At 72.4% G+C, this 26,474-nt stretch carries 27 protein-coding genes; 14 read left to right on the top strand and 13 right to left on the bottom strand.

The window, feature by feature from the left end; translation table 11 throughout:
• The first annotated feature begins 114 nt into the window (after nt 1–114).
• Both B6R96_RS35105 and B6R96_RS35100 read left to right on the top strand, forming a co-directional pair.
• The gene (locus B6R96_RS35105; RefSeq protein ID WP_234431775.1) at nt 115–678 is read left to right on the top strand and encodes a hypothetical protein; all 564 of its coding nucleotides are present in this window, start codon (nt 115–117) and stop codon (nt 676–678) included.
• 82 nt (nt 679–760) lie between these two features.
• Complete coding sequence (locus B6R96_RS35100) at nt 761–1,078, top strand: hypothetical protein (protein ID WP_030386746.1); 318 nt, start codon at nt 761–763, stop codon at nt 1,076–1,078.
• A gap of 8 nt (nt 1,079–1,086) precedes the next feature.
• On the opposite strand, the gene B6R96_RS35095 is transcribed toward B6R96_RS35100, so the two are convergent.
• The 7 genes from B6R96_RS35095 to B6R96_RS35065 all read right to left on the bottom strand — a co-directional run bounded on the left by B6R96_RS35095 (nt 1,087) and on the right by B6R96_RS35065 (nt 7,734).
• A complete protein-coding gene (locus B6R96_RS35095) occupies nt 1,087–1,836 on the bottom strand; it encodes an SDR family oxidoreductase (protein ID WP_081524786.1) in 750 nt (249 codons plus the stop codon).
• A gap of 165 nt (nt 1,837–2,001) precedes the next feature.
• Nucleotides 2,002–2,910: an AraC family transcriptional regulator gene (locus B6R96_RS35090; protein ID WP_081524785.1), complete on the bottom strand. Its 909-nt coding sequence runs from the start codon at nt 2,908–2,910 to the stop codon at nt 2,002–2,004.
• 129 nt (nt 2,911–3,039) lie between these two features.
• Nucleotides 3,040–4,611 (bottom strand): S8 family peptidase, encoded by a 1,572-nt coding sequence (locus B6R96_RS35085; RefSeq protein WP_053175531.1) that lies wholly within the window; start codon nt 4,609–4,611, stop codon nt 3,040–3,042.
• An 804-nt stretch (nt 4,612–5,415) separates the two neighbouring features.
• Nucleotides 5,416–5,649 (bottom strand): hypothetical protein, encoded by a 234-nt coding sequence (locus B6R96_RS35080; protein WP_051779308.1) that lies wholly within the window; start codon nt 5,647–5,649, stop codon nt 5,416–5,418.
• Between the two features lie 299 nt (nt 5,650–5,948).
• A complete protein-coding gene (locus B6R96_RS35075) occupies nt 5,949–6,662 on the bottom strand; it encodes an RICIN domain-containing protein (protein WP_081524784.1) in 714 nt (237 codons plus the stop codon).
• The gene (locus B6R96_RS35070; RefSeq protein WP_081524783.1) at nt 6,659–7,114 is read right to left on the bottom strand and encodes a hypothetical protein; all 456 of its coding nucleotides are present in this window, start codon (nt 7,112–7,114) and stop codon (nt 6,659–6,661) included. The genes B6R96_RS35075 and B6R96_RS35070 overlap by 4 nt, the downstream gene beginning before the upstream one ends.
• A gap of 95 nt (nt 7,115–7,209) precedes the next feature.
• Nucleotides 7,210–7,734, bottom strand: coding sequence for a VOC family protein (locus tag B6R96_RS35065; RefSeq protein ID WP_081524782.1), 525 nt, complete (start codon nt 7,732–7,734; stop codon nt 7,210–7,212).
• A 255-nt stretch (nt 7,735–7,989) separates the two neighbouring features.
• Here B6R96_RS35065 and B6R96_RS35060 point away from each other — a divergent pair, with 255 nt between their 5' ends.
• Nucleotides 7,990–8,697, top strand: coding sequence for a dioxygenase family protein (locus B6R96_RS35060; RefSeq protein WP_081524781.1), 708 nt, complete (start codon nt 7,990–7,992; stop codon nt 8,695–8,697).
• Between the two features lie 2 nt (nt 8,698–8,699).
• Here B6R96_RS35060 and B6R96_RS35055 read toward each other — a convergent pair whose 3' ends face one another.
• The 3 genes from B6R96_RS35055 to B6R96_RS35045 form a co-directional block, all read right to left on the bottom strand.
• Nucleotides 8,700–9,254: a YbaK/EbsC family protein gene (locus B6R96_RS35055; RefSeq protein ID WP_081524780.1), complete on the bottom strand. Its 555-nt coding sequence runs from the start codon at nt 9,252–9,254 to the stop codon at nt 8,700–8,702.
• A gap of 134 nt (nt 9,255–9,388) precedes the next feature.
• Nucleotides 9,389–11,878, bottom strand: a complete 2,490-nt coding sequence (locus B6R96_RS35050; protein ID WP_081524779.1) for a SpoIIE family protein phosphatase — start codon at nt 11,876–11,878, stop codon at nt 9,389–9,391.
• Between the two features lie 74 nt (nt 11,879–11,952).
• Complete coding sequence (locus B6R96_RS35045; RefSeq protein WP_203351699.1) at nt 11,953–15,981, bottom strand: HAMP domain-containing protein; 4,029 nt, start codon at nt 15,979–15,981, stop codon at nt 11,953–11,955.
• A gap of 279 nt (nt 15,982–16,260) precedes the next feature.
• On the opposite strand from B6R96_RS35045, the gene B6R96_RS35040 reads away from it, so the two are divergent.
• A complete protein-coding gene (locus B6R96_RS35040) occupies nt 16,261–16,758 on the top strand; it encodes an ATP-binding protein (protein ID WP_081524778.1) in 498 nt (165 codons plus the stop codon).
• Here the strand turns inward: B6R96_RS35040 and B6R96_RS35035 are convergent.
• Nucleotides 16,753–17,103, bottom strand: a complete 351-nt coding sequence (locus B6R96_RS35035; protein WP_081524777.1) for an STAS domain-containing protein — start codon at nt 17,101–17,103, stop codon at nt 16,753–16,755. The two genes, B6R96_RS35040 and B6R96_RS35035, sit on opposite strands and share 6 nt — an antisense overlap.
• 217 nt (nt 17,104–17,320) lie before the next feature.
• Between B6R96_RS35035 and B6R96_RS35030 the strand changes: the two genes are divergently transcribed.
• The 7 genes from B6R96_RS35030 (at nt 17,321) to B6R96_RS35005 (ending at nt 22,593) form a co-directional block, all read left to right on the top strand.
• Nucleotides 17,321–18,241 (top strand): SigB/SigF/SigG family RNA polymerase sigma factor, encoded by a 921-nt coding sequence (locus B6R96_RS35030; RefSeq protein WP_081524776.1) that lies wholly within the window; start codon nt 17,321–17,323, stop codon nt 18,239–18,241.
• 5 nt (nt 18,242–18,246) lie between these two features.
• Nucleotides 18,247–18,696, top strand: coding sequence for an STAS domain-containing protein (locus B6R96_RS35025; protein ID WP_081524775.1), 450 nt, complete (start codon nt 18,247–18,249; stop codon nt 18,694–18,696).
• Entirely contained in the window at nt 18,693–19,661 is a 969-nt protein-coding gene (locus B6R96_RS35020) for a sensor histidine kinase (protein WP_081524774.1), read from the top strand. The genes B6R96_RS35025 and B6R96_RS35020 overlap by 4 nt, the downstream gene beginning before the upstream one ends.
• 202 nt (nt 19,662–19,863) lie before the next feature.
• A complete protein-coding gene (locus B6R96_RS35015; protein WP_335755562.1) occupies nt 19,864–20,241 on the top strand; it encodes an ATP-binding protein in 378 nt (125 codons plus the stop codon).
• A gap of 79 nt (nt 20,242–20,320) precedes the next feature.
• Nucleotides 20,321–20,443: a hypothetical protein gene (locus tag B6R96_RS38585; RefSeq protein ID WP_257789512.1), complete on the top strand. Its 123-nt coding sequence runs from the start codon at nt 20,321–20,323 to the stop codon at nt 20,441–20,443.
• A 77-nt stretch (nt 20,444–20,520) separates the two neighbouring features.
• Complete coding sequence (locus B6R96_RS35010) at nt 20,521–21,888, top strand: NAD(P)/FAD-dependent oxidoreductase (RefSeq protein ID WP_030386728.1); 1,368 nt, start codon at nt 20,521–20,523, stop codon at nt 21,886–21,888.
• Between the two features lie 42 nt (nt 21,889–21,930).
• Entirely contained in the window at nt 21,931–22,593 is a 663-nt protein-coding gene (locus B6R96_RS35005) for a DUF4230 domain-containing protein (protein WP_030386727.1), read from the top strand.
• Between the two features lie 246 nt (nt 22,594–22,839).
• Here B6R96_RS35005 and B6R96_RS35000 read toward each other — a convergent pair whose 3' ends face one another.
• Nucleotides 22,840–23,337, bottom strand: coding sequence for a flavin reductase family protein (locus B6R96_RS35000; RefSeq protein ID WP_030386726.1), 498 nt, complete (start codon nt 23,335–23,337; stop codon nt 22,840–22,842).
• A 154-nt stretch (nt 23,338–23,491) separates the two neighbouring features.
• Here B6R96_RS35000 and B6R96_RS34995 point away from each other — a divergent pair, with 154 nt between their 5' ends.
• Both B6R96_RS34995 and B6R96_RS34990 read left to right on the top strand, forming a co-directional pair.
• On the top strand, nt 23,492–23,941 hold the full coding sequence (locus tag B6R96_RS34995; RefSeq protein WP_030386725.1) for an SRPBCC family protein: 450 nt from the start codon (nt 23,492–23,494) through the stop codon (nt 23,939–23,941).
• Nucleotides 23,942–23,946: 5 nt separating this feature from the next.
• On the top strand, nt 23,947–24,774 hold the full coding sequence (locus B6R96_RS34990; RefSeq protein WP_081524773.1) for a DUF1206 domain-containing protein: 828 nt from the start codon (nt 23,947–23,949) through the stop codon (nt 24,772–24,774).
• A gap of 74 nt (nt 24,775–24,848) precedes the next feature.
• On the opposite strand, the gene B6R96_RS34985 is transcribed toward B6R96_RS34990, so the two are convergent.
• Entirely contained in the window at nt 24,849–25,409 is a 561-nt protein-coding gene (locus tag B6R96_RS34985) for a VanZ family protein (protein ID WP_234431773.1), read from the bottom strand.
• A gap of 84 nt (nt 25,410–25,493) precedes the next feature.
• Between B6R96_RS34985 and B6R96_RS34980 the strand changes: the two genes are divergently transcribed.
• Nucleotides 25,494–26,378 (top strand): YihY/virulence factor BrkB family protein, encoded by an 885-nt coding sequence (locus tag B6R96_RS34980; protein ID WP_237291610.1) that lies wholly within the window; start codon nt 25,494–25,496, stop codon nt 26,376–26,378.
• Nucleotides 26,379–26,474: the final 96 nt, after the last annotated feature.

The raw sequence follows: 26,474 nt of genomic DNA, 5'->3' as shown, positions 1-26,474 counted from the left end.
CGTCCAGGTCACCGGTTCCCCGCCGCAGCCCTTTACCCACCCGGCGCAGGGCGGGCGGCGCGCTGCCCGCCCACCTGCGGGGTACGGCCACCGGCCGGCCCTACGGTGGACCGCATGGCCCCTGACGAGACGCTCCCCGCCGGGTCCCCGGGCGGCGCCGCCCCCGGACCGGACCACGAGCAGGCCTTCGATCGCGAGCCGCGGTTCGCCGCCGCGCGGCTGAAGGAACGGCTGTACGCGACCATCACCATGATCGCGGTGGTGATCGGGCTGGCGGGCTCCGAGCACATCAGCGCCCCCGGAGCCGCCGCGACCGTACTGACCACCGCGGTGGGCCTGTGGCTGGCCGCCCTGGTCGCGGACCAGCAGGCCCACCGCGTCGTCCACGGCCGTCTGGCGACCGGCCACGAGCTGCGCCGCATGCTGTCGATCAGCAGCCCGCTGCTGCTGTCCGCCGTGGGACCCCTGGTCCTCATCGCCTCGGCGGCGCTCGGGGTGATGGAGGTGGACACGGCCCTGCTGGTCTCGGCCGGGGTGAGCATCGCCGGGCTGTTCACCTGGGGCTGGTACGGCGGCATCCGCATGGGTGGCGGTACGGGTTTGGCGCTGCTGGCCGGGATCCTGGACGCGGCCATCGGCACCGCGGTCGCCCTGGTGAAGGCGGCCGCGGGCCACTGATCCGGCCGTGCGGGCGCGCGAACCCTGGACGCGCCGTAGCGTGGAAGCATCAGAGGCACTCCGCGGTGAGGGGCGATGCGCCATGACCTGGGCTTCGTGGACGACGACAGGGGTATACGCCGGACGCGGCGGAGTGAGCACCGACGAGGCGGGCATCCTCTCCGGGGACCTGACCGTGCACACCACCTGGTCGGCTCCGGAGGCCCATGTGGCCGTGCAGTACAGCGGCGGCTCCGACTGGTTCACCGTGACCGGCAGTCCGGTGCCCTGCGAGTCGGAGGAGGGCAGCCGCCTCCTGCACCAGGCCGTGGTGGACGCAGTACGGGTCGGCAAGGCGGCCTCGGTCCCCCGCAACCTGCCCGCGGACGCCCACTGGAGCCCGCCCGCGCCGGCTTCCTGATCGCCCGGTCACTTCGCCTCGGCGAGCCGGACCGCGTCGGCGCCGGCCGGGAAGCGCAGCCGGCCGGTCGTGTCGTGCGCGGCGCGCCAGACCGTCTCGGCCACGTCGCGCTCCGTCGTGTACAGGTCCTGGTTCGCGAAGTCGGCCAGGACCTTCTTCGTGAACTCCGCGTACGGCGCGGGCACGAGTTCGTCGGGCGATCCGTCGCTCGTCGCCCTGGTCCCGAAGTTCGTCGTGAAGCAGGCGCCCGGCTCGACCGTCCTGGCCCGCACGCCGAAGGGCTCGAGTTCGAGCGCGAGCGATGCGGTGAACCCCTCGACGGCCGTCTTGCTGGCCTTGTAGACGGCCGTGAGCGGCATGTGCCCCAGCACCACGCTGGAGGTCACGTTGACCACGACGCCGCTGCCGCGTTCGCGGAACCCGGGCAGCACCGCCTGGGTCACGGCCATCACGCCGAACGTGTTGGTCTCGAAGACCTCCCGCACCCGGGCCATGGGGGTGCCCTCGAAGACGCCGATCGAGGGGACACCCGCGTTGTTGACCAGGACGTCGACGGGTCCTGCGGCCTCGAGCGCGGCGGTGATGGTCTCGGGCCTGGTCACGTCCAGCTCGAGGACGCGGATCCGGTCCGACTCGGGCAGGATGCCGGCACGCGGGGTCCGCATGGTGGCGATGACGTTCCATCCCTGCTCGTGGAAGTAGAGGGCGGTCTCGCGCCCGTAGCCGGAGGAGGTGCCGGTGATCAGGACGGTCTTCATGGTGTGCCCCTCGCGATGGTGGTGGGATCGGGGATCCACGGAGCGACAGGCATTTTCCTGCTCCGCGGAAGAACCGCTGATTCCATTGAATCGCTCTGACCTGCGCAGACAGTAGAACTATCCTCGCTGCCCCTTGCACGATCCTCCCTAATGGCTCGGGTCGGCTCAGGGCAGGACACTCGCCGGGGCCCGTACGGTGTCCCGCAGCCGGGCCGCGTCCCGGCTCGGGGGCGCGCCGAACTGCCGGCGGTACTCACGGCTGAACTGCGAGGGGTTGTCGTAGCCGACGCGCTGGCCGACGCCCGTGACGTCGCCCGGGTGCGTGGCGAGCAGCAGCCGGGCCTCCTGGAGCCGGATCTGCTTCTGGAACTGGATGGGGCTCATCGCGGTCACCGCCTGGAACTGCCGGTAGAAGGCGGAGACGCTCATGCCGGCCAGGCGCGCCACGTCCTCGACGCGGAAGGGCTCGGCGTAGTGCTCGCGGATCCAGCGCACCGCGCGTGAGACGTGGCTGAGGCCGCTGTCGGCGAGGCCGAGCTGGCGCACCGCGGCCCCCTGCTCGCCGGTGATCAGCCGCCACAGGATCTCCCGCTTGACCAGGGGGGCCAGTACGGCCCGGTCCCGGGGTTCGTCGAGCAGGCGCAGCAGGCGGACCACCGCGTCCAGCAGGGCGGGCGGGGCGTCGCTGACGGCGATTCCCGACGGCGCGCCCGCCGCGGACCGCGGGGTGTACACAGCGGGACCGGCCTGTACCAGCAGTTCGGCGACGGCGGCCGGTTCGAGCGTGAGGCCGAAACCGAGGGCCGGGTGATCCGGGTCGGCCCGGGTGAACTGTCCGGTGACCGGCAGGTCGACGGATGCCACCAGGTACTGCCCGGCGCCGTACTCGTAGACCCTGTCCCCGAGGGCGAGCCGTTTGGCTCCCTGGGCGATGACCGCCAGGACCGTGCCGGACATCGACGGCGCCGGCGGATCCGACCGGTCGACCCGGGAGATCAGGACGCCGTCGATGGCGGTGCTCCAGTCGGAGCGGGCGTGCCGCGCCAGCAGGGTGCGGAGCTCATCGAGGTGCATGGCTCCATTGCAGCACCGTTTCGCGGTGTGCAGCCCGCCGTTGCGGGCGGACGACGCAGCGGGGGCGACCGCCCTGTGGTCGCCCCCGCCTGTTCATCGCGGCTCAGAAGTCATGCGCCGGTCCCGCGCTCAGAACTGGAGCGCCCAGGAGTCGATCTTGCCGGTGTCGACGTTCGCGTTGTCGTTCACCCGGAGCTTCCAGACACCGTTGGCGACCTCCGCGGAGGCATTGACGGTGAAGGTCTTGATGATGTTGTCCGCGCTGCCGCCGGTGCGGTTGTGCAGGGTGTAGACGGTGCCGTCGGGCGCGACCAGGTCCACCTTGAGGTCACCGATGTACGTGTGCTTGATGTCGACCGCGACGGTCAGCGCCGCCGGGGCGTTGCCGGCGACACCGCTGACGGTGACCGGCGACTCGACGGTGGCGTTGTCGTTGATCGCGTAGTCCGCGGCGTTCTCGAACCGCTTGCCGGGCGGGACGGTGCCGCCGTCGCCGACGTAGAGCAGCAGGTTCGGGGAGCCCGTGCCCGGGCCGGTCACCACGTTCGGGGTCGCGGCGGCCACCAGGGCGTCACGGACCTGCGCCGGGGTGCTGGCGGTGTTCTGCGCCAGGTAGAGCGCCGCCGCACCGACCACGTGCGGGGTGGCCATCGAGGTGCCGGAGATGGTGTTGGTGGCGGTGTCCCCGGTACCCCACGAGGAGGTGATGGAGGAGCCCGGCGCGAAGATGTCCAGGACGGTGCCGAAGTTGGAGTAGCTGGCCTTGGCGTCCGTGTTGGTGGTGGCGCCGACCGTGATGGCCTCGGCCACGCGGGCCGGGGACTTGGTCGAGGCGTTGGTGGACTCGTTGCCCGCGGCGACGCCGTAGGTGATGCCGGAGGCGATGGAGTTGCGCACGGCGGTGTCGAGCGCGGAGTCCGCGCCGCCGCCCAGCGACATGTTGGCCACGGCCGGCTTGACGGCGTTGCGGGTCACCCAGTCGATGCCCGCGACGACCTGGGCCGTCGTCCCGGAGCCGTTGTTGTCGAGGACGCGGACGCCGACGATCTTGGCCTTCTTGGCCACGCCGTAGGCGCCGCCCGCGACGGTGCCGGCGACGTGGGTGCCGTGGCCGTGGCCGTCCTGGGCGGTGTTGTCGTTGTCGATGGCGTCGTAGCCGTAGGAGGCGCGGGTGCCGAAGTCCTGGTGGGTGATGCGGACGCCGGTGTCGATGATGTAGGCGGTGACGCCCTCACCGGCCTTGTCCGGGTAGGTGTAGCTCTGGTTCAGCGGGAGCGCCCGCTGGTCGATGCGGTCGAGGCCCCAGGACGGCGGGTTGGGCTGGGTCGCGTCGACGGTGAAGACCCGGTTCTGCACGACGGACTTGACCGCCGGGTCGGCGGCGAGCTTCTTGGCCTGCGCCTCGGAGACCTCGACGGAGTAGCCGTTGAGGGCGGCGCTGTAGGTCTTGTCGATCTTCGCGCCGTAACGCTTGGCGACGGCCTTGCCGCTGTCGGCGGTGGAGCGGGCCGCGGTGTCGTTCAGGGTCACGATGTAGCTGCCGGAGATGGTTCCGGCGGCACCGGCGTTCTCGATGACGCCCTGTGCGCCGTTGTCTGCCGCCGAGGCGGGTAAGGCGGCGGCCGCGCCGAGCGCGAGCGCGACGACGGCGGTCGCGCTGATGCCGGCGATCTTCCGGCGGGTGTGACGCATCACGGACATGTGGGGGGTCCTCCTCATGGGTGCTGCACTGCGGGGACGAGGCGGGCTCGATAGCCATGCACATGTCAATGCATGGCCAACGGGCTGCCGCCCCCGAAAGGTTGACCCACCCCCCGCTCACTCACAAGAGGCGAACGGACGCGTAACATCCTTGCCATGTCGCAGTCATGATTGAGCAAAGGTGCACCGCACATGACGCGGGCACGGCCCGGATCGGGCCGGTCCGGGACAAGGCAGGCGGGCCGGCGTCCGGGCGCGCGGCGGGCACGGCCGGGACGGCGACCGACCCCGGACCTCGATTTCACGCCGGACCCGACGGCCGCGCGCAGACCGGCGGCCGCACCGGCTCACGGCGGCGCCACGCGGGTGTCGCGGCCGCCGCCTGGGAGGTTCTCGACCCGCCGGGTCGCGGGGACACCACCGCCGCGCCGTCCCGACCGAACGGGTTCACGCCAAAGGGAACTTCCCGGTTTCGATCCTGCCGCGTACGGTCCCGGGCCCGGTGCCGTGCACGGAACGCGCCGTGGCTGACGGCCGCGGAGCCGGCTCAGAGGGGGCCCACGACGGCCCGGAGGCGCCTCGGACGGCGTACGGGGCACCGGGCGGACCGAGTTGTGAAATTTTTGTGCCCGCAGCCCCGCCCGGGACGGGTGGGGGGCACAAGGGTGGCGGACCGTAGCCGGTCCGCCACGGCCGAGTCGGCACGGGTCGTGTCCGCACGGTCGAATTCGCCGCGCGCGAGCGCGGAAGGGCCGGCGCGCGTGTGCCCGCGCGCCGACCCGTCCGTGTGGACAGCTGCTTCGGTCAGCAGTCGCCGTGGTCGTAGCCTCCGCCCCAGTCGTCATCGTCGTCGTACCAGCCGTGGTGGCCGCCGTAACCGTGGTCGTCGTCGTCCCAGCCTCCGCCGGTGACATACGTGGGCGCGTGCGTCGGAGCTGCCGCCGAGGCCGTACCTGCGGCTCCGAGAGCGGCGCCACCTGCCATCAGAACACCGATGGCGGACACCGCGAAGAGTCGCTTCACTCTCAGTGCTTGCATGGTTCGAACCCTTCTTTTCCGTTGTCGTGCCACGCATTCGGGACGTGCTCGGGGGCGCCCTCTCGCGCAATGTTTCGGAGCGCGGGTGCGTGGCTGACCGCATACATGCGTGTGCGCGTATCCCCCGTCAACGCAGCCCGATCGGGCTGCGGACAACCGGGCCGACACGCGATCCCTCAAGCGTGGCGCTCGGGCGCACTACTGCGGGCTGAGTGTGTTCCCCACAGTTGCGGTTCTCACTTAGAGACGCTAGTCCCCTATCCGGAGCTTGGCATCTCGGGCAGCACATCCGGGGGGCGTCATGACGGACCCCCCTGCCGGGGCACCAGGTGCCACCACTGGTCGGCGTACTCCTCACCACACGAGGTCTGCGCCGCCGGAAGGCCCTGCCCGGTGCCCTGGACCAGCAGGCACTTGGCGTTGGCGGCGTTGCGCAGGACGAAGTGCCCGGCCCGGGCGCCGCTGCCCCACTGCAGTTCCCAGCGCTGCACGTGCTGCCCGGCGGTGCAGGCGAACTGGCGGGCGGGGGCGCCGTTCTCCTCCCCCGTGACGGTCAGGCAGCGGCCGCTGTGCGCGTTGCGCAGCGTGCGGCTGCGGGCGCCGTCCTGCTGGGCGAGCGTCCAGGTGCGGTCGGTGTCGGCGGTGCACGTGTCCTGCACCGGCACGAGGCCCTCGCCGGTCCCGGGTGCGCGGAGGCACAGTCCGCTGCCGTCGTTGACCAGCTGCCCGGTGAGGGCCGACAGATCCTCCCGGGGCGCGCCCGAGGTTGTGGCCGAGGTCGTGGCCGGGGCCGAGTCGGGCGGAGCGTCCGCCCCGGTACCGGTGTCGCCGCCCAGCCGGACCGCGATCACCGTGGCCACGCACACCAGGGCCACCGCGCAGGCCGACAGGATGCCGACGCGGTGCTCGTGGATGTTGACCTGGAGGTTCCCGCTGCCGCGCTGCACCCCGGCCGGGCCGTGGTACGCGTCCCCGCGGCGTCCGTCGGCCGGATCGGGCTCCGAGCCGGTCACGGGCGGGAGTCGAACCGGTTCACCTGGACGTTGCCGTCCCCGGACTGGAACGCCGCAGGGCCGAGGAACACGTTCTGCCCGGACATTCCGGCCGCCGGGCGCGCCGCCCGCGCAACCTCGGCAAGCAGCGCCCGGAGTTCCGCCGCGGCAGCGACCCGTTCGTCCGGTGCCAGTTCGTCCAGCAGGTCCTCGGTGCGGGTCCGCCAGGCCTCAATGTGCCGGGTGCGCTCCTCGCCGCCGCCTTCCGGAGCATCGCCCTCCGGCCCCGCCGCGGTCAGTTCGGCCGCGGTCCGGTCCAGGCGTTCCAGCTGGGCGCCCTCCTGCTGCCGGTCCCCGCGGCCGAGCAGCCGGGCCAGCCGGCTCCGTACCGCCTGCCAGGCGTCCGTCCCGGCGGCCTGTACGACGCCCGAGCCCACCGAGGCCGCCAGTGCGACCATCGCCTCGTCCAGCATGACGCTCCCCCTTCGCCGCCCCCGGGCACGGCTCCCACGGTAGCCCCGCCCGCCGCGGCTGCGACAGCCCGGGGCGGGCCCGGGCCGCACGCCGCTCAGTGGGGCGGTCGCTGCGGGGCGCTGGCCACGCCCGAGGCACGGCCGCCGAGTTCGGCGTCCAGGGTCTGCTGGGCCGTGCGCATCGACTCGGCGTACTTCGGCTCGTCCATGCGCCGCCAGACCTCGTCCGGCGCGACCTCCTCGACCCGGCTCACGACCCACCAGATGTTGCCGAAGGGATCCTTCACCCGGCCCCCGCGGTCGCCCCACGCGCTGTCGGCGGCCTCGGTGACCACCCGCGCTCCGTGGGCGACGGCGGCGGCCATGGCGGCGTCCGCGTCGGGTACGTAGACCCGCAGCATGGCGGGCGTGGCCGGCCAGTCCGGCCGCCGGTCGAAGGCGAGGACGACCGTGTCGCCGATCCGGATCTCGCCGTGGCCGATGCTGCCGTCCTCGACCGACACCCGTGCGATCTCTTCACCGTCGAACGCCGCGGTGATGAAGTCGAGCAACGCGCCCGTGTCGTCGGTGACGACCCACGGTGCGACGCTCGTGTAGCCCTCGGGGGCAAAGTGGTCCATCGCTCTCGTCCCGTCCCTTCCACTGACTTCGACTGACTTCGACTGACTTCACACGGCTTCCGCGGACTTCCCGCGGTCCGCCGCTCCGCGCGACATCACCACCGTAGGCACCAATGAGGTCGGTTCCCGTCCTACTTGGGGTGCGGATCCGTGACGTGTCGGTGATGGCCCGGACGTCTCGCGTCCGGCACGGTGGGCGCCGTCGGTGGCCGTCGCGTCCGTGCGGCGGTCGTTCAGCGCGCGGGAGAGTTTCGTATGACCGAGAACGGCAGTTCCCCGACCAGCCGCCGCGCCCTCCTGCTGGCCGCCGGCTCGGTCGGGGTCGCGGCACTGACGGCGGCCTGCTCCGGCCCTGCCGGGACCCGCGGGGCGGCGGGGCAGCCGTCCGCACCGCCGCCGCTCTCACCGTCACCCGGCGCCAGCACCCCGGCCTGCGTGCTCGCCGTGCAGGCGGGCGCCGGCCCGTACTACCTCGATCTGGACCGGGTCCGGTCGGACATCACGGAGGGCCGGGCGGGTGTGCCGTTCCGGCTGGACCTGACCGTGGTGCGGGTGTCGGCGGGCTGCCGTCCGGTCGCCGAGGCCGCCGTCGACGTCTGGCACGCCGACCCCTCGGGCGCCTACTCCACCGGCGGGGCCGCCTTCCTGCGCGGTACGCAGGTCACGGACGCCGCCGGCCGCAGCACCTTCCGCACCATCGTGCCCGGCTGGTACGCCGGGCTGGCACCGCACATCCACTTCAAGGTGCGTCCCGACCGCCGGACCGAGACGACCTCGCAGTTCTTCTTCCCCGAGCCCCTGCTGGTGCAGGTGTACAAGCGCCCTCCGTACGCCGAACGCCGCGCGCCGGAGCACCCCAACGCCCGTGACGACCGGTACCGCGCCTCCGGGGCCTCGATGACCCTGGCGCCGGTCCCGGACGGCGACGGCTACCGGGCCGCGTATACCGTGGGCATCGCCTGACCTCAGAGGGCGAGGCCCTCGATGAGTTCGGCTCCGGGGAGCTCCGCGAACAGCTTGCCGGGGGCGATGAGCTTGCCGCGGCGGCGTCCGCTGCCGACGAGTACGTAGGGCATGTCGGCGACCGCCGCGTCCACCAGGAGCGGCCAGTCGGCCGGCAGGCCGATCGGGGTGATGCCCCCGTACTCCATGCCCGTCAGTTCCACGGCCGTCTCCATCGGTGCGAAGGACACCTTGCGCGCGCCGAGGTGGCGGCGGACGGCGCCGTTGACGTCGATCCGGCCGGCGGAGGGCACGAGGCAGGCCGCGAGGGTGACCTCGCCGCCGCGCTTGGCGGCGACCACCACGCAGTTCGCCGACTGCCCGAGCAGTTCCTGCCCGTAGTGCGCGACGAAGGCGCGGGTGTCGGCGATCGCCGGATCGGTGTCCACGTGGAGGATCTGCTCGGCAGGTACGTCCCCGGTCCAGCCGCGGACCGCTTCGGCCACGGGCGGGGTGAGGTCCGCGAGGCAGTCGGGAGCCGGCACCGCGTTGTCGAAGGGCCCGATGGGAGCGCGCATGCCCGCACGCTAACACGGCCCGCCCGCACCCCCGGACGCCCTCCGGACCCCTCGGCTCACCGGGTCAGCCCGGCCTGTCACGGGGTGAGCCCGGCCTGATCGGCAAGGCACCCCAGGGGTGTCACCCCGCCGCGTCAGCCGACCTGGATCCCGATGACACAGGTGTCGTCGTCCGTGTCCGAGCGGCTCTCGGCGAGGAGGCGGTCCAGCTGCCGGTCCACGTCCCCGGCACAGGCGGCGGCCGTGTGCAGGAGGTGGCCGAGGGAGTCCTGCACCGAGGAGTCCCGGCGTTCCACCAGCCCGTCCGTGAACATCAGCAGGGTGTCCTCCGGTTCGAGGCGCACCTCCCGTTCGGCGTACGTCACCTCGGGGAGCGCGCCGAGCAGCAGGCCCTCGATCAACGGGAAGGCCTCGGCCTCGCCGCCGCGGACGAGTACGGGCGGCAGGTGCCCGGCGCGTGCCCACCGCATCACCCGGGTGCCGGGGTCGAAGATGCCGCAGACGGCGGTGGCCGTCACGTGCTTGGCGAGGTGGTGGGTGACCGTGTTGAGCCAGGACAGCAATTGGGCGGGGCCCGCTCCGGTCACGGCGAGGCCGCGCAGGGCGTTGCGCAGGACGACCATGCCGGTGGCGGCCTCGATGCCGTGGCCGGCGACGTCGCCCACGGACAGCATGATCAGGCCGGAAGGCAGGACCACGGTGTCGTACCAGTCGCCTCCGACGAGCGACTCGGTCTCCGCGGGCCGGTAGCGGACGGCGACGCGCAGGCCGGGTGCCGTGATGGCCGGTGGGGTCGGGGGCATGATGGCGTGCTGGAGTTGCAGGGCGAGGCGGTTGCGTTCGGCGGACTCGGCCTCGCTGTGGGCGAGTTGGTCCCGGGTCGCGGCCAGGGCGACTTCGGTCCAGTGCTGCGCGGAGATGTCCTGGTAGGCGCCGCGGACGGCGTGCAGTCGCTGGTCGGCGTCGAGGACGGGCTCGGCGACGACGCGGATGTGCCGGGTGATCCCGTCGGACCTGCGCAGGCGGAGGTTGACGGATGCGGGACGGCGGTAGCGCAGCACGGCGCGCAGGAAGCGGCCGAGGGCGGCGGAGTCGTCGGGGTGGGCGTAGCCGGGGAGTTCGCGCAGCCGGACGGGCGCTGCGGTGGTCGGTAGTCCGTGGAGCGCGTACAGCTGCGCGTTCCAGGTGATCTCGCCGGTGACGAGGTTCTCCTCGAAGCCGCCGATCCGGCCCAGGCGCTGGGCGTGCTGGAGGAGGTCGGCGAGGCGTGCCGTCTCGTCCTCGACGCGCCAGATCAGCAGGACGGCCGCGCCGTGCCGGCTGACGCTGATGTCCGCGACCGAGGTGAGGGGGATCTGGTCGACGAGCGCGGTCAGGCTCATGCGGTGGGCGCGGAAGGGTTCGCCCGTCGCGTGGACGCGCTCGACGATGTCGAAGAGTCCTCGCTCGCCGGCGGCCATCGGGTAGGCCTCCAGCAGGAGCGCCCCATTCACGTCGCCGCGCTGGCGCCCGGCGGGATCGACGAACCTGCTGCTGGCGTGGCGGATCCGGAAGTCGGTCAGCCGGCCCTCGTGGTCGAGCACCGGGGTGAGGACCACGGCGGGGTCGTGGAGGCCTTCGGCGAGGTCCACCAGTTCCGCGACGTCCGGGAGCACGGCTTCAAGGGCGCCGAAGTCGCCCGGGGGTGCGGTGTCCATGGTGCGGGCGCACAGTTCGGCGAGGGCCTCGACCTGGCGCTCGATCTGCGGGGGTTGCGGCGCCAGGGGCTGGGGCCAGCAGATCTCCAGGACTCCGTGGATGCGTCCGCCGGTTCCGGCGGGTACGGCCATCCGGCCGCCGTCGGGCCACTGGAGGTGGCCGATCGAGGGGAATCCGACGCGGTTCAGCCGGGCCAGCGCGACCAGGCGCCGCTCCTGCAGTGCGCGGCGGGCGACGGTGGAGACACCGGGCGGTACGTGGCGCCAGCGCGCAGCCTCCCCCGGCCCGAACCCGGCGTGCCCGGCGAGGGCCAGCGAGCCGTCGGGGGACGCGCTCCACACGGCGACGGCGACGGCTCCCAGCGGTCCCAGGGCGTTGGTCAGGAGGGACTCGGCCACCGCCTGGGTGTCGTCGGCGGCGGCCAGTACCCCGCTCTCGGCGGTGCGCAGTCGTACGGCGAGGGTGGTGGACGGCGCGGCCGATTCGGCCGGTGCCGGTGCGGCGGTGCGCTCGACGAACTCGGCGGCGACCTCGCTGACATGGTCGCGTGCGGCCTGGTTGACGATGTCGGCGGCGAGTTCGAGCGGGGACAGCCCGGTCTCGCGCGACAGCTCGTCGAGCTGGCGGGCCGCCGCCGCGGGGGTGCAGTTGAGCTGTCCGATCAGGATGCCCTTGGCCAGTTCGACCAGGGCCCGGCCGTCCGCGGCGGCATGCGCCTCCCGCACTTCGCGGCGCAGGCGTTCGACGGTGGCGACCAGGCGCCCCAGGGGCGTGGTGGCCTGGTTCGGGATGGCGTTGCGGGACTCCGGGGCCACCGCTCCCGGCAGCCGCGCATCGTCGTACTGCTGTGTGTCGGGGTTGCTCACCGTGCTGCCGGCTCCTTGTCGGGGCGGTCGTGGCCCTGCGGGGAGGGCCGTTGGGGGCATGCTCGGGTCGGACGGGACCGGGACCGGTGGGACCGGCGGGACCGGCGGGACCGGCGGTGAGTGCGGGGCGACTGTCATCCGGTGAGCCAGTGCCGGACCCGGGCGATGAGGTCGTCGGCGTCGACGGGCTTGGTGACGTAGTCGCTGGCGCCCGCGGCGAGGCTCTTCTCCCGGTCCCCCGGCATGGCCTTGGCGGTAACCGCGATGATGGGCAGCCCCGAGTAGGCCGGCATCCGGCGGATCTCGGCGGTCGCCGCGTAGCCGTCCAGTTCCGGCATCATCACGTCCATCAGGATCAGGTCGACGCCCTCGTTGCGGGTGAGCGTGTCGATGCCCTTGCGCCCGTCCTCCGCGTGCAGGACCCGGATCCCGTGCAGTTCCAGTACGCCGCTGAGGGCGTACAGGTTGCGCGCGTCGTCGTCGACGACCAGGACGGTGCGTCCGACGAGGTCGTCGTCGAGCACCGGGGCACTCTGCCGGCGCTCCGCCTCCTCGTGGACGAGGGGCAGTACGTCCCCCGGCCGGTCGGCCGACAGGTGCAGCACGATGCGCTCGCGGAGCTCGTCCAGGCTCGACAGCAGTTCCAGCCGGCGCGACGCGGCGCGTTCCCGCAGCGCCCGCTCCTGTCCGTTCTTCAGGCGGGGGTTGTTGTGGGCGAGGACGGGGAGGGAGGAGAGCGCCGGGTCCCCGTCGAGCGCGTCGAGGAAGCGCAGGGCCTCGCCGTCGGGCATGTCGAGTTCGAGGACGACGCAGTGGAAGGAGTCCGAGGCCAGGGCGGCGGCGGCTTCCCGCGAGCTCGTCGCGTTGACGACTTGGATGCCCTCGCGGTGGTCCCCGGACGGCTGGTGGCCGGGCACGAAGTCCCGGTCGGCACTCTCGGCGACGAGGGAGAGCAGCCCGTTGGGGCGTTCCTCGATCACCAGGAGCCGACGGGCCTGCCGCTGCGGCGGAACGGGCACGGCCGGGCCCTGGCCGCCCGCCGGTGCGGGGATCCCGCCCGCGGCGAGGTGCCGGGGCGCCTCGGGGGCGTCGGTGAGGGGCTCCTCCTCGTAGTCCGCCCGGCTGACCGGCAGGTAGAGGGTGAAGGTGCTGCCCTGGCCCGGAGTGCTCTCCGCGGTGACGGCGCCGCCGAGGAGCTGGGCGATCTCCCGGCTGATGGAGAGCCCGAGCCCGGTGCCGCCGTACTTGCGGCTGGTGGTCCCGTCGGCCTGCTGGAAGGCGCCGAAGACGGATTCCAGCTGCTGCTCGGGGATGCCGATGCCGGTGTCCCGTACCCGGAAGGCCAGCATGGGCGCGCGGCCGGGGAGCCCGGCGGGCACCTCGGGGGCCGTGGCGGGTTCGATCCGCAGCTCCACACCGCCGCGCTCGGTGAACTTGACCGCGTTGGAGAGCAGGTTGCGCAGGATCTGGCGCAGCCGCGCGTCGTCGGTGAGCAGGTCGGCCGGGGCGTCGGGGGCGGTGGTGACGGTGAAGTCGAGGCTCTTCTGGGTGGTCAGCGGGCGGAAGGTGGCGTCGACGTACTCCAGCAGCTGCGGCAGGTGCACCCGCTCGGGGTTGACGTCCATCTTGCCCGCCTCGACCTTCGAGAGGTCGAGGATGTCGTTGATCAGCTGCAGCAGGTCCGAGCCCGCCGAGTGGATGATGCCCGCGTACTCGACCTGCTTCGGGGAGAGGTTGCGGGTCGGGTTCTGCGCGAGCAGCTGGGCGAGGATGAGCAGGCTGTTGAGCGGGGTCCGCAGTTCGTGGCTCATGTTGGCCAGGAACTCGGACTTGTAGGTGGAGGCCTGCGACAGCTGCTGGGCGCGGTCCTCCAGTTCCTGCCGGGCCTGTTCGATCTCCAGGTTCTTGGCCTCGATGTCGCTGTTCTGGCTGGCGAGGAGGGCCGCCTTCTCCTCCAGTTCCGCGTTGGAGCGCTGCAGTTCCACCTGCTGGACCTGGAGCTCCTCCGACCGTGCCTGGAGTTCACCGGTCAGCCGCTGGGACTCCTCCAGGAGCTCGTCGGTGCGCGCGTTGGCGACGATGGTGTTGACGTTGACGCCGATGGTCTCCATCAACTGGCCGAGGAAGTCGCGGTGCACGGGGGTGAAGGCGGAGAAGGAGGCGAGCTCGATCACGCCGAGGACCTGGTCCTCCACCACGATCGGCAGGATGATCAGGCTGCCGGGGGTGGTGTGGCCGAGGCCCGAGGAGATGACGTAGTCCCCGGGGACGCTGTCGGTGGCGATGATGCGGTGGCTGCGCGCCGCCTGCCCGACCAGGGACTCGCCGAGGGCGAAGCCGACGCCCAGGGCGGTGCCCGCGGGCCGGCCGTAGGAGCCGACCAGGGTGAGGACGGCGCCCTGGGGGCCGTCCTCGGCGAGGTAGAAGGCGCCGTACTGGGCCGCGACCAGCGGGGTCAGTTCGTCCATGACGAGCTCGGCGACGACGGCGAGGTCCCGGTGGCCCTGCATCAGGCCCGAGATGCGCGCCAGGTTGGACTTGAGCCAGTCCTGCTCCTGGTTGGCCCGGGTGCTCTCGCGGAGCGAGCCGACCATGGAGTTGATGTTGTCCTTGAGTTCGGCGACCTCGCCCGAGGCGTCGACGGTGATCGAGCGGGTCAGGTCGCCCTCGGCGACCGCGCTGGCGACCTCGGCGATGGCCCGGACCTGGCGGGTCAGGTTGCCGGCCAGCTCGTTGACGTTCTCGGTCAGGCGCTTCCACGTGCCGGAGACGCCCTCGACCTCGGCCTGGCCGCCGAGCCGGCCCTCGCTGCCGACCTCGCGGGCCACCCGGGTGACTTCGGCGGCGAAGGCGGAGAGCTGGTCGACCATCGTGTTGATGGTGGTCTTGAGCTCCAGGATCTCCCCGCGGGCGTCCACGTCGATCTTCTTCGACAGGTCGCCGTTGGCGACGGCCGTCGTGACGAGGGCGATGTTGCGGACCTGGCCGGTGAGGTTGTTCGCCATGGAGTTGACGTTGTCGGTGAGGTCCTTCCAGGTGCCCGCGACGTTGGGTACCTGGGCCTGGCCGCCGAGCCGGCCCTCGGTGCCGACCTCGCGGGCCACGCGCGTCACCTCGTCGGCGAAGGCGGACAGGGTGTCGACCATCGTGTTGATCACGCCGGCCAGCGCGGCGACCTCGCCCTTCGCCTCCACCATGATCTTCTGCGAGAGGTCGCCCCGGGCGACGGCGGTGGCGACCTGGGCGATGGAGCGCACCTGGCCCGTCAGGTTGGAGGCCATCACGTTGACGTTGTCGGTGAGGTCCTTCCAGGTGCCGGAGACCCCGCGGACGGTGGCCTGGCCGCCCAGGTTGCCCTCGGTGCCGACCTCGCGGGCCACGCGCGTCACCTCGTCGGCGAACGCGGAGAGCTGGTCGACCATCGTGTTGATGGTCTCCTTCAGCTCCAGGATCTCCCCGCGCGCGTCCACCCGGATCTTCTGCGTCAGATCGCCCTGGGCCACCGCGGTGGTGACCTCCGCGATCGAGCGCACCTGGGCGGTCAGGTTGTCGGCCATGACGTTGACCGACTCCGTCAGGTCCTTCCAGGTGCCGGAGACGCCCTTGACGTCCGCCTGCCCGCCGAGCCGGCCCTCGGTGCCGACCTCGCGGGCCACCCGGGTGACTTCCCCGGCGAAGGCGGACAGCTGGTCGACCATCGTGTTGATGGTCTCCTTCAGCTCCAGGATCTCCCCGCGCGCGGTCACGTTGATCTTCTGCGAGAGGTCGCCCTTGGCCACGGCCGTCGCGACTTGGGCGATGGAACGCACCTGCGCCGTAAGGTTTCCGGCCATGAAATTGACCGAATCCGTGAGGTCCAGCCAGGCGCCGCCGACTCCCGGCACGTCCGCCTGGCCACCGAGCGTTCCCTCGGTGCCCACCTCACGGGCCACCCGCGTCACCTCGGACGTGAACAGCGACAGCTGGTCGGCCATCCCGTTGAAGACCGTGGCGATCTCGCCGAGCAGGCCGTCCGCCGTATCGGGCAGCCGGGTACGGAAATCCCCGTCCCGCACGGCCGTCAGACCGGCCAGCAGCTGGCGCAGTTCCGATTCGCCGATCCTGTCCTCGCCGGGAAGCGCCGGTGCCCTGCCCAGTTCCTCGGAACCCGACCGCTCAGCCATCTGCCAACCTCACTCTAGACAAGGACCGTGCCGGCGCACGGGAAAGGACACGGCAGGGGAACGCACCGGATCCCCCGGACCGACCGGGGGATCCGTCTTTCGCCGTACAACCGATGAAGAAGGCTATCGCCGAGCCGGGCACATCCGATCACCCGATCCCGACCAATCGGAAGCCGTGCGACACACACCGCCCCGGAACCGGCGGATGCATGAGCGGGCAGCGGGTAGGCGAACCGTGACGAACCACACGAACGACGCAACCGAAGTGGGGTGAGGACAATGGCGGTCAAGGCCGTGGGATGGGCCCGCACGTTTCCGGTGTCGAGAGGAGTCCGGGCGGCGCGGCAGTGGACCGCAGGGCACCTCGCCTCGCTGCCGTGGGGCGGCGCGGCCCCGGACACGGTGCATTCCGTACTCCTCAGCGTCTCCGAGCTCGTCACGAACGCCCATCTGCACGCGGACGGCCCCGCCCACCTCGTTTTGACGTGGGACGGCAGTTGCCTCCACGTGAGCGTCGCCGACTCCGACCCGAATCTGCCCCGCCCGCGTACGGCCGATGCCGATGGCGACATGGGCGCCACCTCCGGCCGGGGGCTGGGGATCGTGACCGTCCTCGCAGACTCCTGGGACGTCCACGCGTGCCACGGTGGCAAGGCGATCACGGCCTGCTTCCGACCACCGGGGACGTCCGACCCCCACGGCGACCACCACGGCGGGCCCCACGCCGGCCCCCGTCGCGGGCCGTCGCCCGGTCCGGGTGGAACCCGGCCGTCATGACCCGCCGACGGCGTCCTCGACGCTCGGGTGCAGGGAGAGGACCGTATCGGCGCCCGTCAGGGCGAAGAGGCGGCGCAGTTGCTCTCCCGGGGCGGCGATCCGCAGGTTGGTGAGCTGGTGCAGCCGCAGCAGCAGGTTGAGGAACGACGAGTCGCCGAAGGTGATGGAGGCGGCGTCCAGCACGACCAGCCGGTGCCGGTCCGCGGCGGAGGCGAGCGCCGTCTCGAGCGGGGCCAACGTGTCCTGGTCCAGCTCCCCGTGCGCCGTCACCACCCACCCGGCCCCCGCGGGGTAGCCGCCCCCGACCACGCCCTCGTGGTGATGTGCGTCCTCTGCTCCGGTCATGTCCGCCTCCCCGGATCGTCATCTGTACGGCCTCCGCAAGGGAGTATGCCTGCTCGTCAGCCCGGTGCGGACGTCGCGGTCTTGACAGGCCCTCCGAAGGCCGGGAACCGCCCGCCGGCGAGAGCCCGAGAAAAGTTTTTCGAGTCAGGTGTGTAAGGACGCGAAGTCGGGGCACAAGCGCCGAGCAGCCGTCAGTCAATCGGGAGGGAACGGCCACATGTCTCGCTCGGCCACCGCCGTCAGCCTCATTGGTGCAACAGAGGCGCAGATCACACCTGCTGCGCCCGCCGTGGGGGCCCCGCCGCAGGACGGGCCACTGCCCGAGGTGCAGAACGCGCGGGAGATGGCACCCGCCAACGCGCGCGAGCTCTCGAAGCTCTTCTTCGAGCGACTCCGCGACCTGGAAGAGGGCACGCGCGAGTACCAGTACGCCCGCAACACCCTCATCGAGATGAACCTCTCCCTCGTGCAGTTCGCCGCGCGGCGCTTCCGCGCCCGCGTGCTGGGCGGGGGCCTGGACATGGACGACGTGATCCAGGTGGGGACCATCGGTCTCATCAAGGCCATCGACCGCTACGACACCGAGCGCGGCGTCGAGTTCTCCACCCTCGCCCTCCCCTACATCATCGGTGAGATAAAGCGCTATTTCCGTGACACCACCTGGGCCGTGCACGTACCGCGCCGGCTGCAGGAGCTGCGTACGGAACTCGCCAAGGCCCAGGAGGCGCTGACCGACGTCCTGGGCCGGGCCCCGACGGTCAAGGAGGTCGCCGCGCACCTCGAACTGACCGAGGACGAGGTCATCGACGGGCTGATCGCGGCCAACGGGTACACGAGTGGCTCCCTGGACACGGGCGTCGAGAGCGACGAGCAGTCGACGACGAACCGGACGATGCGCCCGCTGGCGGACCGGCTCGGCGACGTCGACCCCGCCATGGAGCTCTTCGAGGACTTCCACACCCTCGCCCCCCTGCTGGAACAGCTGGACGAGCGCGACCGGCTGATCCTGCAGATGCGCTTCGGTGACGAGAAGACCCAGGCGGAGATCGGTACCGAGCTGGGCATCTCGCAGATGCAGGTCTCTCGTCTGCTGTCGCGGACCCTGGCCCGGCTGCGGGCCGGAATGCTCACGGTGTAGGCGACATGCCCGCACCGCACCGGGACGACGGATCCGTCCCGCCCACCGGCGTACAGCAGCCCTACGACGCCGATGTGGTGTGGGCGGACGCCGTCGTCCGGTGCACGGCCGCCGGGGCGGGCGCGTGTACGGGCACGGGCATGGCGTCGTCGCTGACCGCCCGGCCGTTGCGCGACCGTCCCGGCGCCCTCCTGAGCGGCCGCTGCGACCTCGACACCAGGCCGATCCTGAGCGCGGCGCTCGGCGTCGTCACCCGGATCCCCGGCCCGGTCGTGCACCTCGACCTCTCCGCCGTGGGCTTCCTCGACGCGGCCGCCGTCGCGGCCCTGGTACAGGCGAACGCCACGGTCGCCGGACAAGGACGTCGCCTGCTGCTCCACCACCCGCCATACTCGCTCCGCAAGGTAGTGGAGATGTTCCCGGAAGAATGTGCCGCGCTGGAGGTCGCAGCATGATCAATCATCCTGCGGCCGACGCCCCCGGGGCCTTCGTCCACCCCGCCCTCTTCTACCGCGGCCAGGCGGATTACCTGGCGGGTGTCGGAGGGTTCGTACGGGCTGCCCTCACGGCCGACGAGCCGGTGCTCGTTGCCGTGCCCGGTCCACAGCTGGACACGCTGCGCGAGAGCCTCGGCGGCGACGCGGCCGAGGTCACCTGGACGGACATGAGGCAGACGGGCCGCAACCCGGGCCGCATCCTGGCCACCCTGCAGGAGTTCGCCGACCGGTACCCGGACCGGCCCGCCCGGATCGTCGGCGAGCCGATCTGGGCCGGACGCTCGCAGGCCGAGGTGCTGGAGGCCACGCGTCACGAGGCCCTCATCAACACCGCGTTCGCGGGGCGGCCGGCCACGATCCTGTGCCCGTACGACGTCCTCGGCCTGCCCGCCGCGGTGGTGAAGGACGCCCGGCGCACCCATCCGGAGCTGAGGGAAGAGGGCAAGGTCCAGATCAGCCAGGACCACGTCGACGCCGCCGTCGTCAGCGCCGACTGCGACCACCCCCTGCCCGAGCCGGACGGGGCCGCGCCCTGGTTCGCGTACGCCCACGGGGAGCTGGGTGAGGTGCGCGCCTACGCCGAGGCGTGGACCCGCGACACCGCCCTGAGCCCTGCGCGGCGCGGCGACCTCGTCCTCGCGGTGAGCGAGGCCGCCGCCAACTCTCTCGCCCACGGAGGCGGGCGTGGCTCACTGCGGCTGTGGAACACGGCGGGCGGAGGTCCGGACGGAGGTCCCGGGGTCGTGGCGGAGATCCGCGACGCGGGCCGGCTGGCGAACCCGCTGGCGGGACGTCGCCGCCCCGCCCTGGCCTCCGTCAACGGCGGCCGCGGCCTGTGGATGATCCACCAGCTGTGCGACCTGGTCGAGATCCGCGCCTCCGACAGCGGTCTCACCCTGAGACTGCACATGGGCACGTCCTGAGGGCCCGGCGGTCCCCTAGACTGTCACGGACATGTTCGGGTGTCCTCGGCCCCACGGGGCCCGGACCGGTCCCACAAATGGAGACCGACGTCAACGGTGGGGGTGAAAGACCACAGTGGAAACGATCGGGCCGGAAACCGGCGATCGACGGCCTGCCGGGCCTTCCATAGCGGGGCAGCGCCGCCGGCTGGCCCTCTCGGGCGTGCGCGGCCATGTGTCCAAGGGCCGTGACTTCACGCGCCAGGCGCTGGCCGACTGGGGCTGGGACGGCAGTGAGACGTCCGAGGACGTCCTGCTCCTCGTGTCCGAGCTGCTGACCAACGCGGCCCTGCACGCGGGTGGTTGCGTCGAGCTCGCCCTCGCGGCCGGCGAGGTCCTGCGGATCGAGGTGTTCGACGGCTCGACGACGCTGCCGCGCCGCCACCCGTCGCCACAGCGCGGCATCCCCGGCGGCCACGGCCTGTACATCGTGGAGCGGCTCTCCGATCGCTGGGGCACCAGCACCCACGAGAACGGCAAGGCGGTCTGGGCCGAGGTCGAGGCGTCCCGGCTGACCTCGGGCAGGTCCACCGGCCGCTGACCCAGCCGGTCCGTCCCCCGTACGCGACTGCGGCCGCGTACGGGAGCATCGTCCCGCCGTACGGGGGCAGGCGCGCGGTATGACATCTCATGCGCTCACCTCCCTGGCCCTGACCCCGGCCCCCGGCCCCGCCTGGCTCCACCTGATCGTGATCGCGTTCGCCCTCCTCGTCCTCGTCAGCAGCCTGGCCCGGCACCGGTAGGTATTCCCGCACGGGGGCACAAGCGCAGGAGTCCATGGACTCGGCAGGCCCGGGAAGGGAGCAACACCATGACAGCTGTGGCACGTCCGAGGATTCTCGTGGTGGGCGCCGGATTCGCCGGTGTGGAGTGCGTACGCCGTCTCGAGCGGCGGCTCTCCCCCGGCGAGGCGGAGATCACCCTCGTCACCCCGTCCTCCTTCCAGCTCTACCTGCCTCTGCTGCCGCAGGTGGCCGCAGGGGTGCTGACCCCGCAGTCGATCGCCCTGTCCCTGCGCCGCAGCCGCCGGCACCGGACCCACATCGTGCCCGGCGGCGTCGTCGGCGTGGACACCCGGGCGAAGGTGTGCGTCGTACGGAAGATCTCGGGCGAGCTGATCCCCCGGGCCTACGACCACCTGGTGCTGGCCCCGGGCAGCGTCACCCGTTCCTTCGACATCCCGGGGCTCGCCGAGCACGCCCGCGGGATGAAGACCCTTGCCGAGGCCGCGCACCTGCGCGACCACGTCATCGCCCAGCTCGATCTCGCCGACGCGTGCGAGGACGAGGCCGAGCGGGCCTCACGGCTCTGCTTCGTCGTGGTGGGCGGCGGCTACGCGGGCACCGAGACGGCGGCCTGCCTGCAACGGCTGACCCACCACGCGGTGCGGCGCTACCCGCGGCTGGACCCGCGGCAGATCCGCTGGCACCTCGTGGACATCGCCCCCACCCTGATGCCGGAACTCGGCGAGGCGCTGGGCAGGTCCGCCCTGGAGGTGCTGGAGCGGCGGGGCATCGAGGTCTCGCTCGGCGTGTCCGTGGCGAAGGCCGGGCCGGACGAGGTGACGCTCACCGACGGTCGTGTGCTGCGCAGCCACACTTTGATCTGGACCGCCGGAGTGTCCGCCAGTCCGCTCATCGCCACGCTGGAGGCCGACACTGATCGCGGGCGGCTCGTGGTCTCCCCCGACCTGACGGTCCCCGGCCTCCCGGGAGTCCTCGCGCTCGGCGACGCGGCGGCGGTGCCCGACCTCGCTTCGGGCGGGGACGGCGCGGTCTGCCCGCCCACCGCCCAGCACGCCCAGCGGCAGGGACGCACGGCAGCCGACAACCTCATCGCCACCCTGCGCCAGCAGGAGCTCCGCCCCTACCGGCACAAGGACCTCGGGCTCGTGGTGGACCTGGGCGGACGCGACGGCGTCTCCAGGCCGCTCGGCATCGAGCTGCGCGGGCTGCCCGCGCAGGCGGTGGCCCGGGGGTACCACTGGGCGGCGCTGCGCACCAACGTGGCGAAGACCAGGGTCGCGACGAACTGGCTGCTCAACGCGGTCGCGGGCGACGACTTCGTGCGGACGGGCTTCCAGGCGTGGCGACCGCCGACGCTGCGGGAGTTCGAGCACACGGACGCGTACCTGACGCCCGAACAGGTCCGGGCGCACACGGCGCCCTTGAGGACGGGGCTGACGTAGGGGCCGGGCGCTGGAGCGGCGTCCACGGGGTATCCGCGGAGCATGGAAACCTCTTCGGATCGGCCGGGCGCCACAGGGCGCCGGTGGTGGGCGAGGATCGCCGTGGGCGTGGTGGTGGTCGTGGTCCTGATCGTGCTGGTGGGGCGCTTCAGCCCGATTCCGGGACTCGGCGCACTGTTCGGTGACAGGACGCACGACCGCTCCGGCCCGGCGCTGCTCAAATCGTTGCAGGACATGCACCGTTACGAGGCCGCCGTCGGCAATTTCCAGGTGGTCGTGGACCTGGAGAAGGACGCGGCGTTCCTGCCGGACGCGATCCGCGGGACCCGCACGCTGTACGTGGGAGCCGGCTCGGTCAGCGGCTACGTGGACCTGGGCGGGCTGGGCGAGCAGAGCGTCACGGTCAACGGCGACCGTACGCAGGCCACGATCCGGCTGCCGCGGCCGGTGCTGGGAGCCGCCGCCCTGGACCCGAACCGTTCGTACGCGGTGTCGAAGCAGCGCGGCCTGCTGGACCGGCTCGGTGATCTCTTCTCCGACAACCCGGCCGGTGAGCAGGCCGTCCAGAAGCTCGCCGCGCAGCACATCGACGAGGCGGCCCGCGACAGCGGCCTCGCGGAGCGCGCCGAGAAGAACACGACGGCGATGCTGGAGGGGCTGCTGCACTCCCTCGGCTTCCGCACGGTGAACGTCAGCTACGGGTGAGGGGGCGCGGCCCGGTACCGCACGGGGCCACGAACAGATTCCCTCGATCGATCCTGTTTGAGCCCTCGATTCGTGGTCATACGCGTGAGTGTCGGCGAGTCGCCGTTTCGAGCGGGGCGGCGACTCGCCGAGATCCGCGGCCGCACGCCGGTGTCCCGTCCCCCCGGGCACCGCGTGCGGCCGCGGTCCTGTGTCCGGCGCCCGCGTACCGGCGCCGGGCGTCCGGTGTTCCGGCCGAAGTGCTGGTCAGGCGGGGTGTCCGGCGTCGATCTCCTGGACGTCGGTGTACCTCATCGAGGCGGGTTCGCCGCGGGCCGGTGCGCAGACCTCGGTCGGCGCCAGGACGAAGCCCTCGTGGTCGCCGCCGTCCAGCCGTGTCTCGATCCGGCCGACGAACCAGGCGCGGGCCCCGGTCAGCACGGGACTCCCGTCGGCGCTGGGCCGCCAGTCCACCCGGGCGAACTTGTCCACCTCGTCGCCCGTCTCGCCGCCGAACAGCTCGGCCAGCGGATGCCGGCCACGATCGAGCAGGTGCACCGCCAGGTGCGTGGCTCCGCGTGCCACCCGGAACGTGTGGTTCTGCCGGGACAGCCACACCACGAAGCGCGGCGGCCCGATCGAGCACTGCGAGGCGAAGCCCACCAGGCAGCCCGAGCGCTCGCCCGCGGCCGCCACCGTCACCACGTACACGGGGCCGTTCAGGACCTCGGCGAACGCGCCGAGGTCGAGGTCCTTCGGTGCCATGACCGCTCCCTCCTGCCGCTCTCGACGCCCTTGCCGGGCACCTGCCCCCGTGGCCGGCGCCCAACCACGGCGCATGGGGCGCCCGGGGCCGGGTAGCCGGGCCCTGAAGGGTCCTCGCAGGACGGGGGCCGAGAACGGTACCGAAAGGATGCGCATGTCGCACGTCGAGGAGTACGTCGAGGTCAACGTTCCGGTACGGACGGCCTACAACCAGTGGACGCAGTTCGAGGAGTTCCCCGCCTTCATGGAGGGGGTCGAACGCATCGACCAGCGCACCGACACGCTCACCCACTGGGTGACCAACGTGAACGGTGTACAGCGTGAGTTCGATGCGCAGATCACCGAACAGCTCCCCGACCGCCGCGTCGCGTGGATGACGGTCGACGGGGAGACGCGCCAGGCCGGACTGGTCGTCTTCCAGCCGATCGACGCGACCACCACCAAGGTCGTGCTGCACATGAACTGGGTGCCCGAGGGGCTGGCCGAGAGCGCCGCCGACAAGCTCGGCTTCGTCAAGCGCCAGGTCGCGGGCGACCTGAAGCGGTTCAAGATGTACATCGAGTCGCGCGGCGTCGCGACCGGTGCCTGGCGCGGCGAGGTCTGACCGCTGTGAGCAGAAGCGAGCAGGCGCGCAAGGGTGTCCGGGCCGCATCCCGCGGCGGCAGGGCCCGGGAGGTCACTGCGCGCTGCGGGCTGCTGGCCCGCGGGGTGCTGTACGTACTGGTCGGGGTGCTGGCCCTGCGCGTGGCCTTCGGTGACTCCGGAGGCAAGGAGGCCGACCGTCAGGGCGCCCTCCAGGAGCTCGCGGGCAAGCCCTTCGGCAGCGCCCTGGTGTGGGCCGTGGGAATCGGTCTCGTGTGCATGATGCTGTGGCGCCTGTCGGAGGCGGTGTTCGGCGCGGCCGGTCCGGACGGCGGCAAGCCGCTGAAGCGGCTGGCCGCGGCCGGCCGGACCGTGTTCTACGGGGTCGTCGCCTTCTCCGTCCTGTCGTTCGCGGCGGGCGGTGGCGGGCACTCCGGGGACCAGCAGTCACGCGACGCGACGGCGCGGGCCCTGGAGCTGCCCGCCGGCCAGTGGCTGGTGGGCGCGGCCGGGCTCGGGATCGCGATCGCGGGCGTGGTCATCGGGGTGCAGGCCGCCCGGCGCACGTTCCGCAAGCATCTCGCCATGGGCGGGGTCTCGGAGTCCGTGCGCAAGGCCGTCGATTTCCTCGGGGTGGCCGGCGGTCTGGCCCGGGGCGTCCTGTTCGCCGCGGCCGGCAGCTTCGTCGTGTACGCCGCGGTGCGCTTCGACCCGGCGCAGGCCAAGGGCATGGACGACACCCTGCGGTCGTTCACCGCCACGCCGGCGGGGCCGTGGCTGCTGGTCGTGGTCGCCGTCGGGCTGATGCTCTTCGGGGCGTTCTCCTGGGCGATGGCCCGATGGCGCGAGGTCTGAGACCCGCGGGCGGCGGCCCCGCGGGATCCCGGCCTGCGGGATCCCGGCAGCCCGCGGGATCCCGGCCCGGAGGTTCAGCGTTGCCAACGCTGCCACCAGTGCCTTCGGCGCGGGTGTACGGCCCGTCCCAGGCGCAGGCCGATCAGCAGATATCCGATGAGCGCTCCGGCGGTGTTGAGGATGACGTCGTCGATGTCGAAGACGCGCCCCGTGACGAGGGCGCCCTGGGTGAGCTCCACCAGCGTCATCAGGGCGACCGTCACCGCGGCGACCCGCAGCAGCCCCCGGGCCGGGGGAAGCAGGACCGGCAGGAGCACCCCGAACGGCACGCCGAGCAGCAGGTTCCCGCCGAGCTGGCGCACCGCCTCGAGGGTCGAGGCCCCGTCCAGGTAAGCCTTGATCGAGTGGCCGGGTCGGACGTTGCTGTGGATGAGGTCCGCCGAGGCGGCGGACGGTTCCAGCGTCACCCGCGCCAGCGCCACACTGAATGCGACGGTCCCGACGAAGGCCGCGAACATGGCCAGCGCCCGGACGGCCGGGTGGGCCGGACGGCGTTGCCGCTCGCCGGCCTCCACGGCCGCTTCCTTGGATTCTTCCGGCCCCGCACCGCGCCACCGCGCGTAGCTCCATGTCATGCGGGCGCGTGTACCCCGCCGACGGCCCGGTACGCCGCACTTCAATCGCGCATGTTCACCGGCTCTTTCGGGCACTTGCGCAGCGTGACCGACATCCCCCGCACCGCACCGCGCACCGGCGGTCCGTCCGCCGCGACGGCCCTGGCCACGCGCACCCGCGCCCAGCTGCGGCGTACCGCGGTCCACCTCTGGACCGAGAACGTCGCCGACCACGCGGCCGCCCTCACCTACTACGCCGTGCTGGCGCTCCTGCCCGCGCTCGTCATCGCGGTCTCCCTCGTGGGGCTGCTGGGCGAGGCGACGCGGGACCGGCTGATCGCCGCGATCACCTCGTACGCACCGCCCCAGTCGGCGCAAGTACTCAGCGACGCGCTCGGCAGCCTCTCGGCGGACCGGTCCTCGATCTGGGCCCTGCTGATCAGCGGAGTACTGAGCGCGCTGTGGTCGGCGTGCAGCTACCTGGCGGTGTTCCGGCGGGCCCTGCACACGATGCACCGGGTGCCCGACACCCGGCCCCCGCTGCGTGCGGCCCATACGCTGGTCATCAACGCCCTGCTGCTGGTCCTGGTCTTCGTCGGCGCCGTGGGACTGGTCGTGTCCGGGCCGCTGGCCCGGTGGGTCGCGCATGCCACCGGCGGGCCCGGCCCGGACGTCGTGGCGCTGCTGCGCTGGCCCGTGCAGGTGGCGGTCGTGACCGTCCTGGTGCTGGTCGTCTTCCGGACCGGCCCGGCGCGCAGCCGGGGTACGCGCCGGGGGCTGCCCGGCGGCATCCTCGCCGCCCTGCTCTGGCTGACCGCGACAGGGCTCTTCACCCTGTACACGGAGCTGGACACCTACGGCCGGCTCTACGGCTCACTGGCCAGCATCGTGGTCTTCCTGGTGTGGCTCTGGCTGGCCAATCTGGCCCTGCTCACCGGGGCCCAGTTCAATGCCGAGCGGGCCCGGGAGCGGCAGCCGGACGCCCCGTGACCTCGGCGGAAGAAACGTTTCACGCACGTCCCCGTCCGGGTACCCCTCGCGGTGACCTCCGGGTCGGGCACGCGCGCAACCCCAACAGCGGACAGA

Origin of the sequence: Streptomyces sp. Sge12 (assembly GCF_002080455.1) — a bacterium.
Classification (GTDB): Bacteria; Actinomycetota; Actinomycetes; order Streptomycetales; family Streptomycetaceae; genus Streptomyces.
This window is presented reverse-complemented; position numbering and strand designations above follow the sequence as displayed.

Coding starts and splice junctions, on each gene's coding strand:
- B6R96_RS35100 (WP_030386746.1), top strand. CDS start 761: ATGACCTGGGCTTCGTGGACGACGACAGGGGTATACGCCGGACGCGGC.
- B6R96_RS35105 (WP_234431775.1), top strand. CDS start 115: ATGGCCCCTGACGAGACGCTCCCCGCCGGGTCCCCGGGCGGCGCCGCC.
- B6R96_RS35090 (WP_081524785.1), bottom strand. CDS start 2,910: ATGCACCTCGATGAGCTCCGCACCCTGCTGGCGCGGCACGCCCGCTCC.
- B6R96_RS35045 (WP_203351699.1), bottom strand. CDS start 15,981: ATGGCTGAGCGGTCGGGTTCCGAGGAACTGGGCAGGGCACCGGCGCTT.
- B6R96_RS35000 (WP_030386726.1), bottom strand. CDS start 23,337: ATGGCACCGAAGGACCTCGACCTCGGCGCGTTCGCCGAGGTCCTGAAC.
- B6R96_RS35050 (WP_081524779.1), bottom strand. CDS start 11,878: ATGCCCCCAACGGCCCTCCCCGCAGGGCCACGACCGCCCCGACAAGGA.
- B6R96_RS35070 (WP_081524783.1), bottom strand. CDS start 7,114: ATGCTGGACGAGGCGATGGTCGCACTGGCGGCCTCGGTGGGCTCGGGC.
- B6R96_RS35025 (WP_081524775.1), top strand. CDS start 18,247: ATGCCCGCACCGCACCGGGACGACGGATCCGTCCCGCCCACCGGCGTA.
- B6R96_RS34985 (WP_234431773.1), bottom strand. CDS start 25,409: ATGACATGGAGCTACGCGCGGTGGCGCGGTGCGGGGCCGGAAGAATCC.
- B6R96_RS35065 (WP_081524782.1), bottom strand. CDS start 7,734: ATGGACCACTTTGCCCCCGAGGGCTACACGAGCGTCGCACCGTGGGTC.
- B6R96_RS35040 (WP_081524778.1), top strand. CDS start 16,261: ATGGCGGTCAAGGCCGTGGGATGGGCCCGCACGTTTCCGGTGTCGAGA.
- B6R96_RS35095 (WP_081524786.1), bottom strand. CDS start 1,836: ATGAAGACCGTCCTGATCACCGGCACCTCCTCCGGCTACGGGCGCGAG.
- B6R96_RS35005 (WP_030386727.1), top strand. CDS start 21,931: ATGGAAACCTCTTCGGATCGGCCGGGCGCCACAGGGCGCCGGTGGTGG.
- B6R96_RS35035 (WP_081524777.1), bottom strand. CDS start 17,103: ATGACCGGAGCAGAGGACGCACATCACCACGAGGGCGTGGTCGGGGGC.
- B6R96_RS35080 (WP_051779308.1), bottom strand. CDS start 5,649: ATGCAAGCACTGAGAGTGAAGCGACTCTTCGCGGTGTCCGCCATCGGT.
- B6R96_RS35085 (WP_053175531.1), bottom strand. CDS start 4,611: ATGTCCGTGATGCGTCACACCCGCCGGAAGATCGCCGGCATCAGCGCG.
- B6R96_RS34995 (WP_030386725.1), top strand. CDS start 23,492: ATGTCGCACGTCGAGGAGTACGTCGAGGTCAACGTTCCGGTACGGACG.
- B6R96_RS38585 (WP_257789512.1), top strand. CDS start 20,321: ATGACATCTCATGCGCTCACCTCCCTGGCCCTGACCCCGGCCCCCGGC.
- B6R96_RS35055 (WP_081524780.1), bottom strand. CDS start 9,254: ATGCGCGCTCCCATCGGGCCCTTCGACAACGCGGTGCCGGCTCCCGAC.
- B6R96_RS35060 (WP_081524781.1), top strand. CDS start 7,990: ATGACCGAGAACGGCAGTTCCCCGACCAGCCGCCGCGCCCTCCTGCTG.
- B6R96_RS35030 (WP_081524776.1), top strand. CDS start 17,321: ATGTCTCGCTCGGCCACCGCCGTCAGCCTCATTGGTGCAACAGAGGCG.
- B6R96_RS35020 (WP_081524774.1), top strand. CDS start 18,693: ATGATCAATCATCCTGCGGCCGACGCCCCCGGGGCCTTCGTCCACCCC.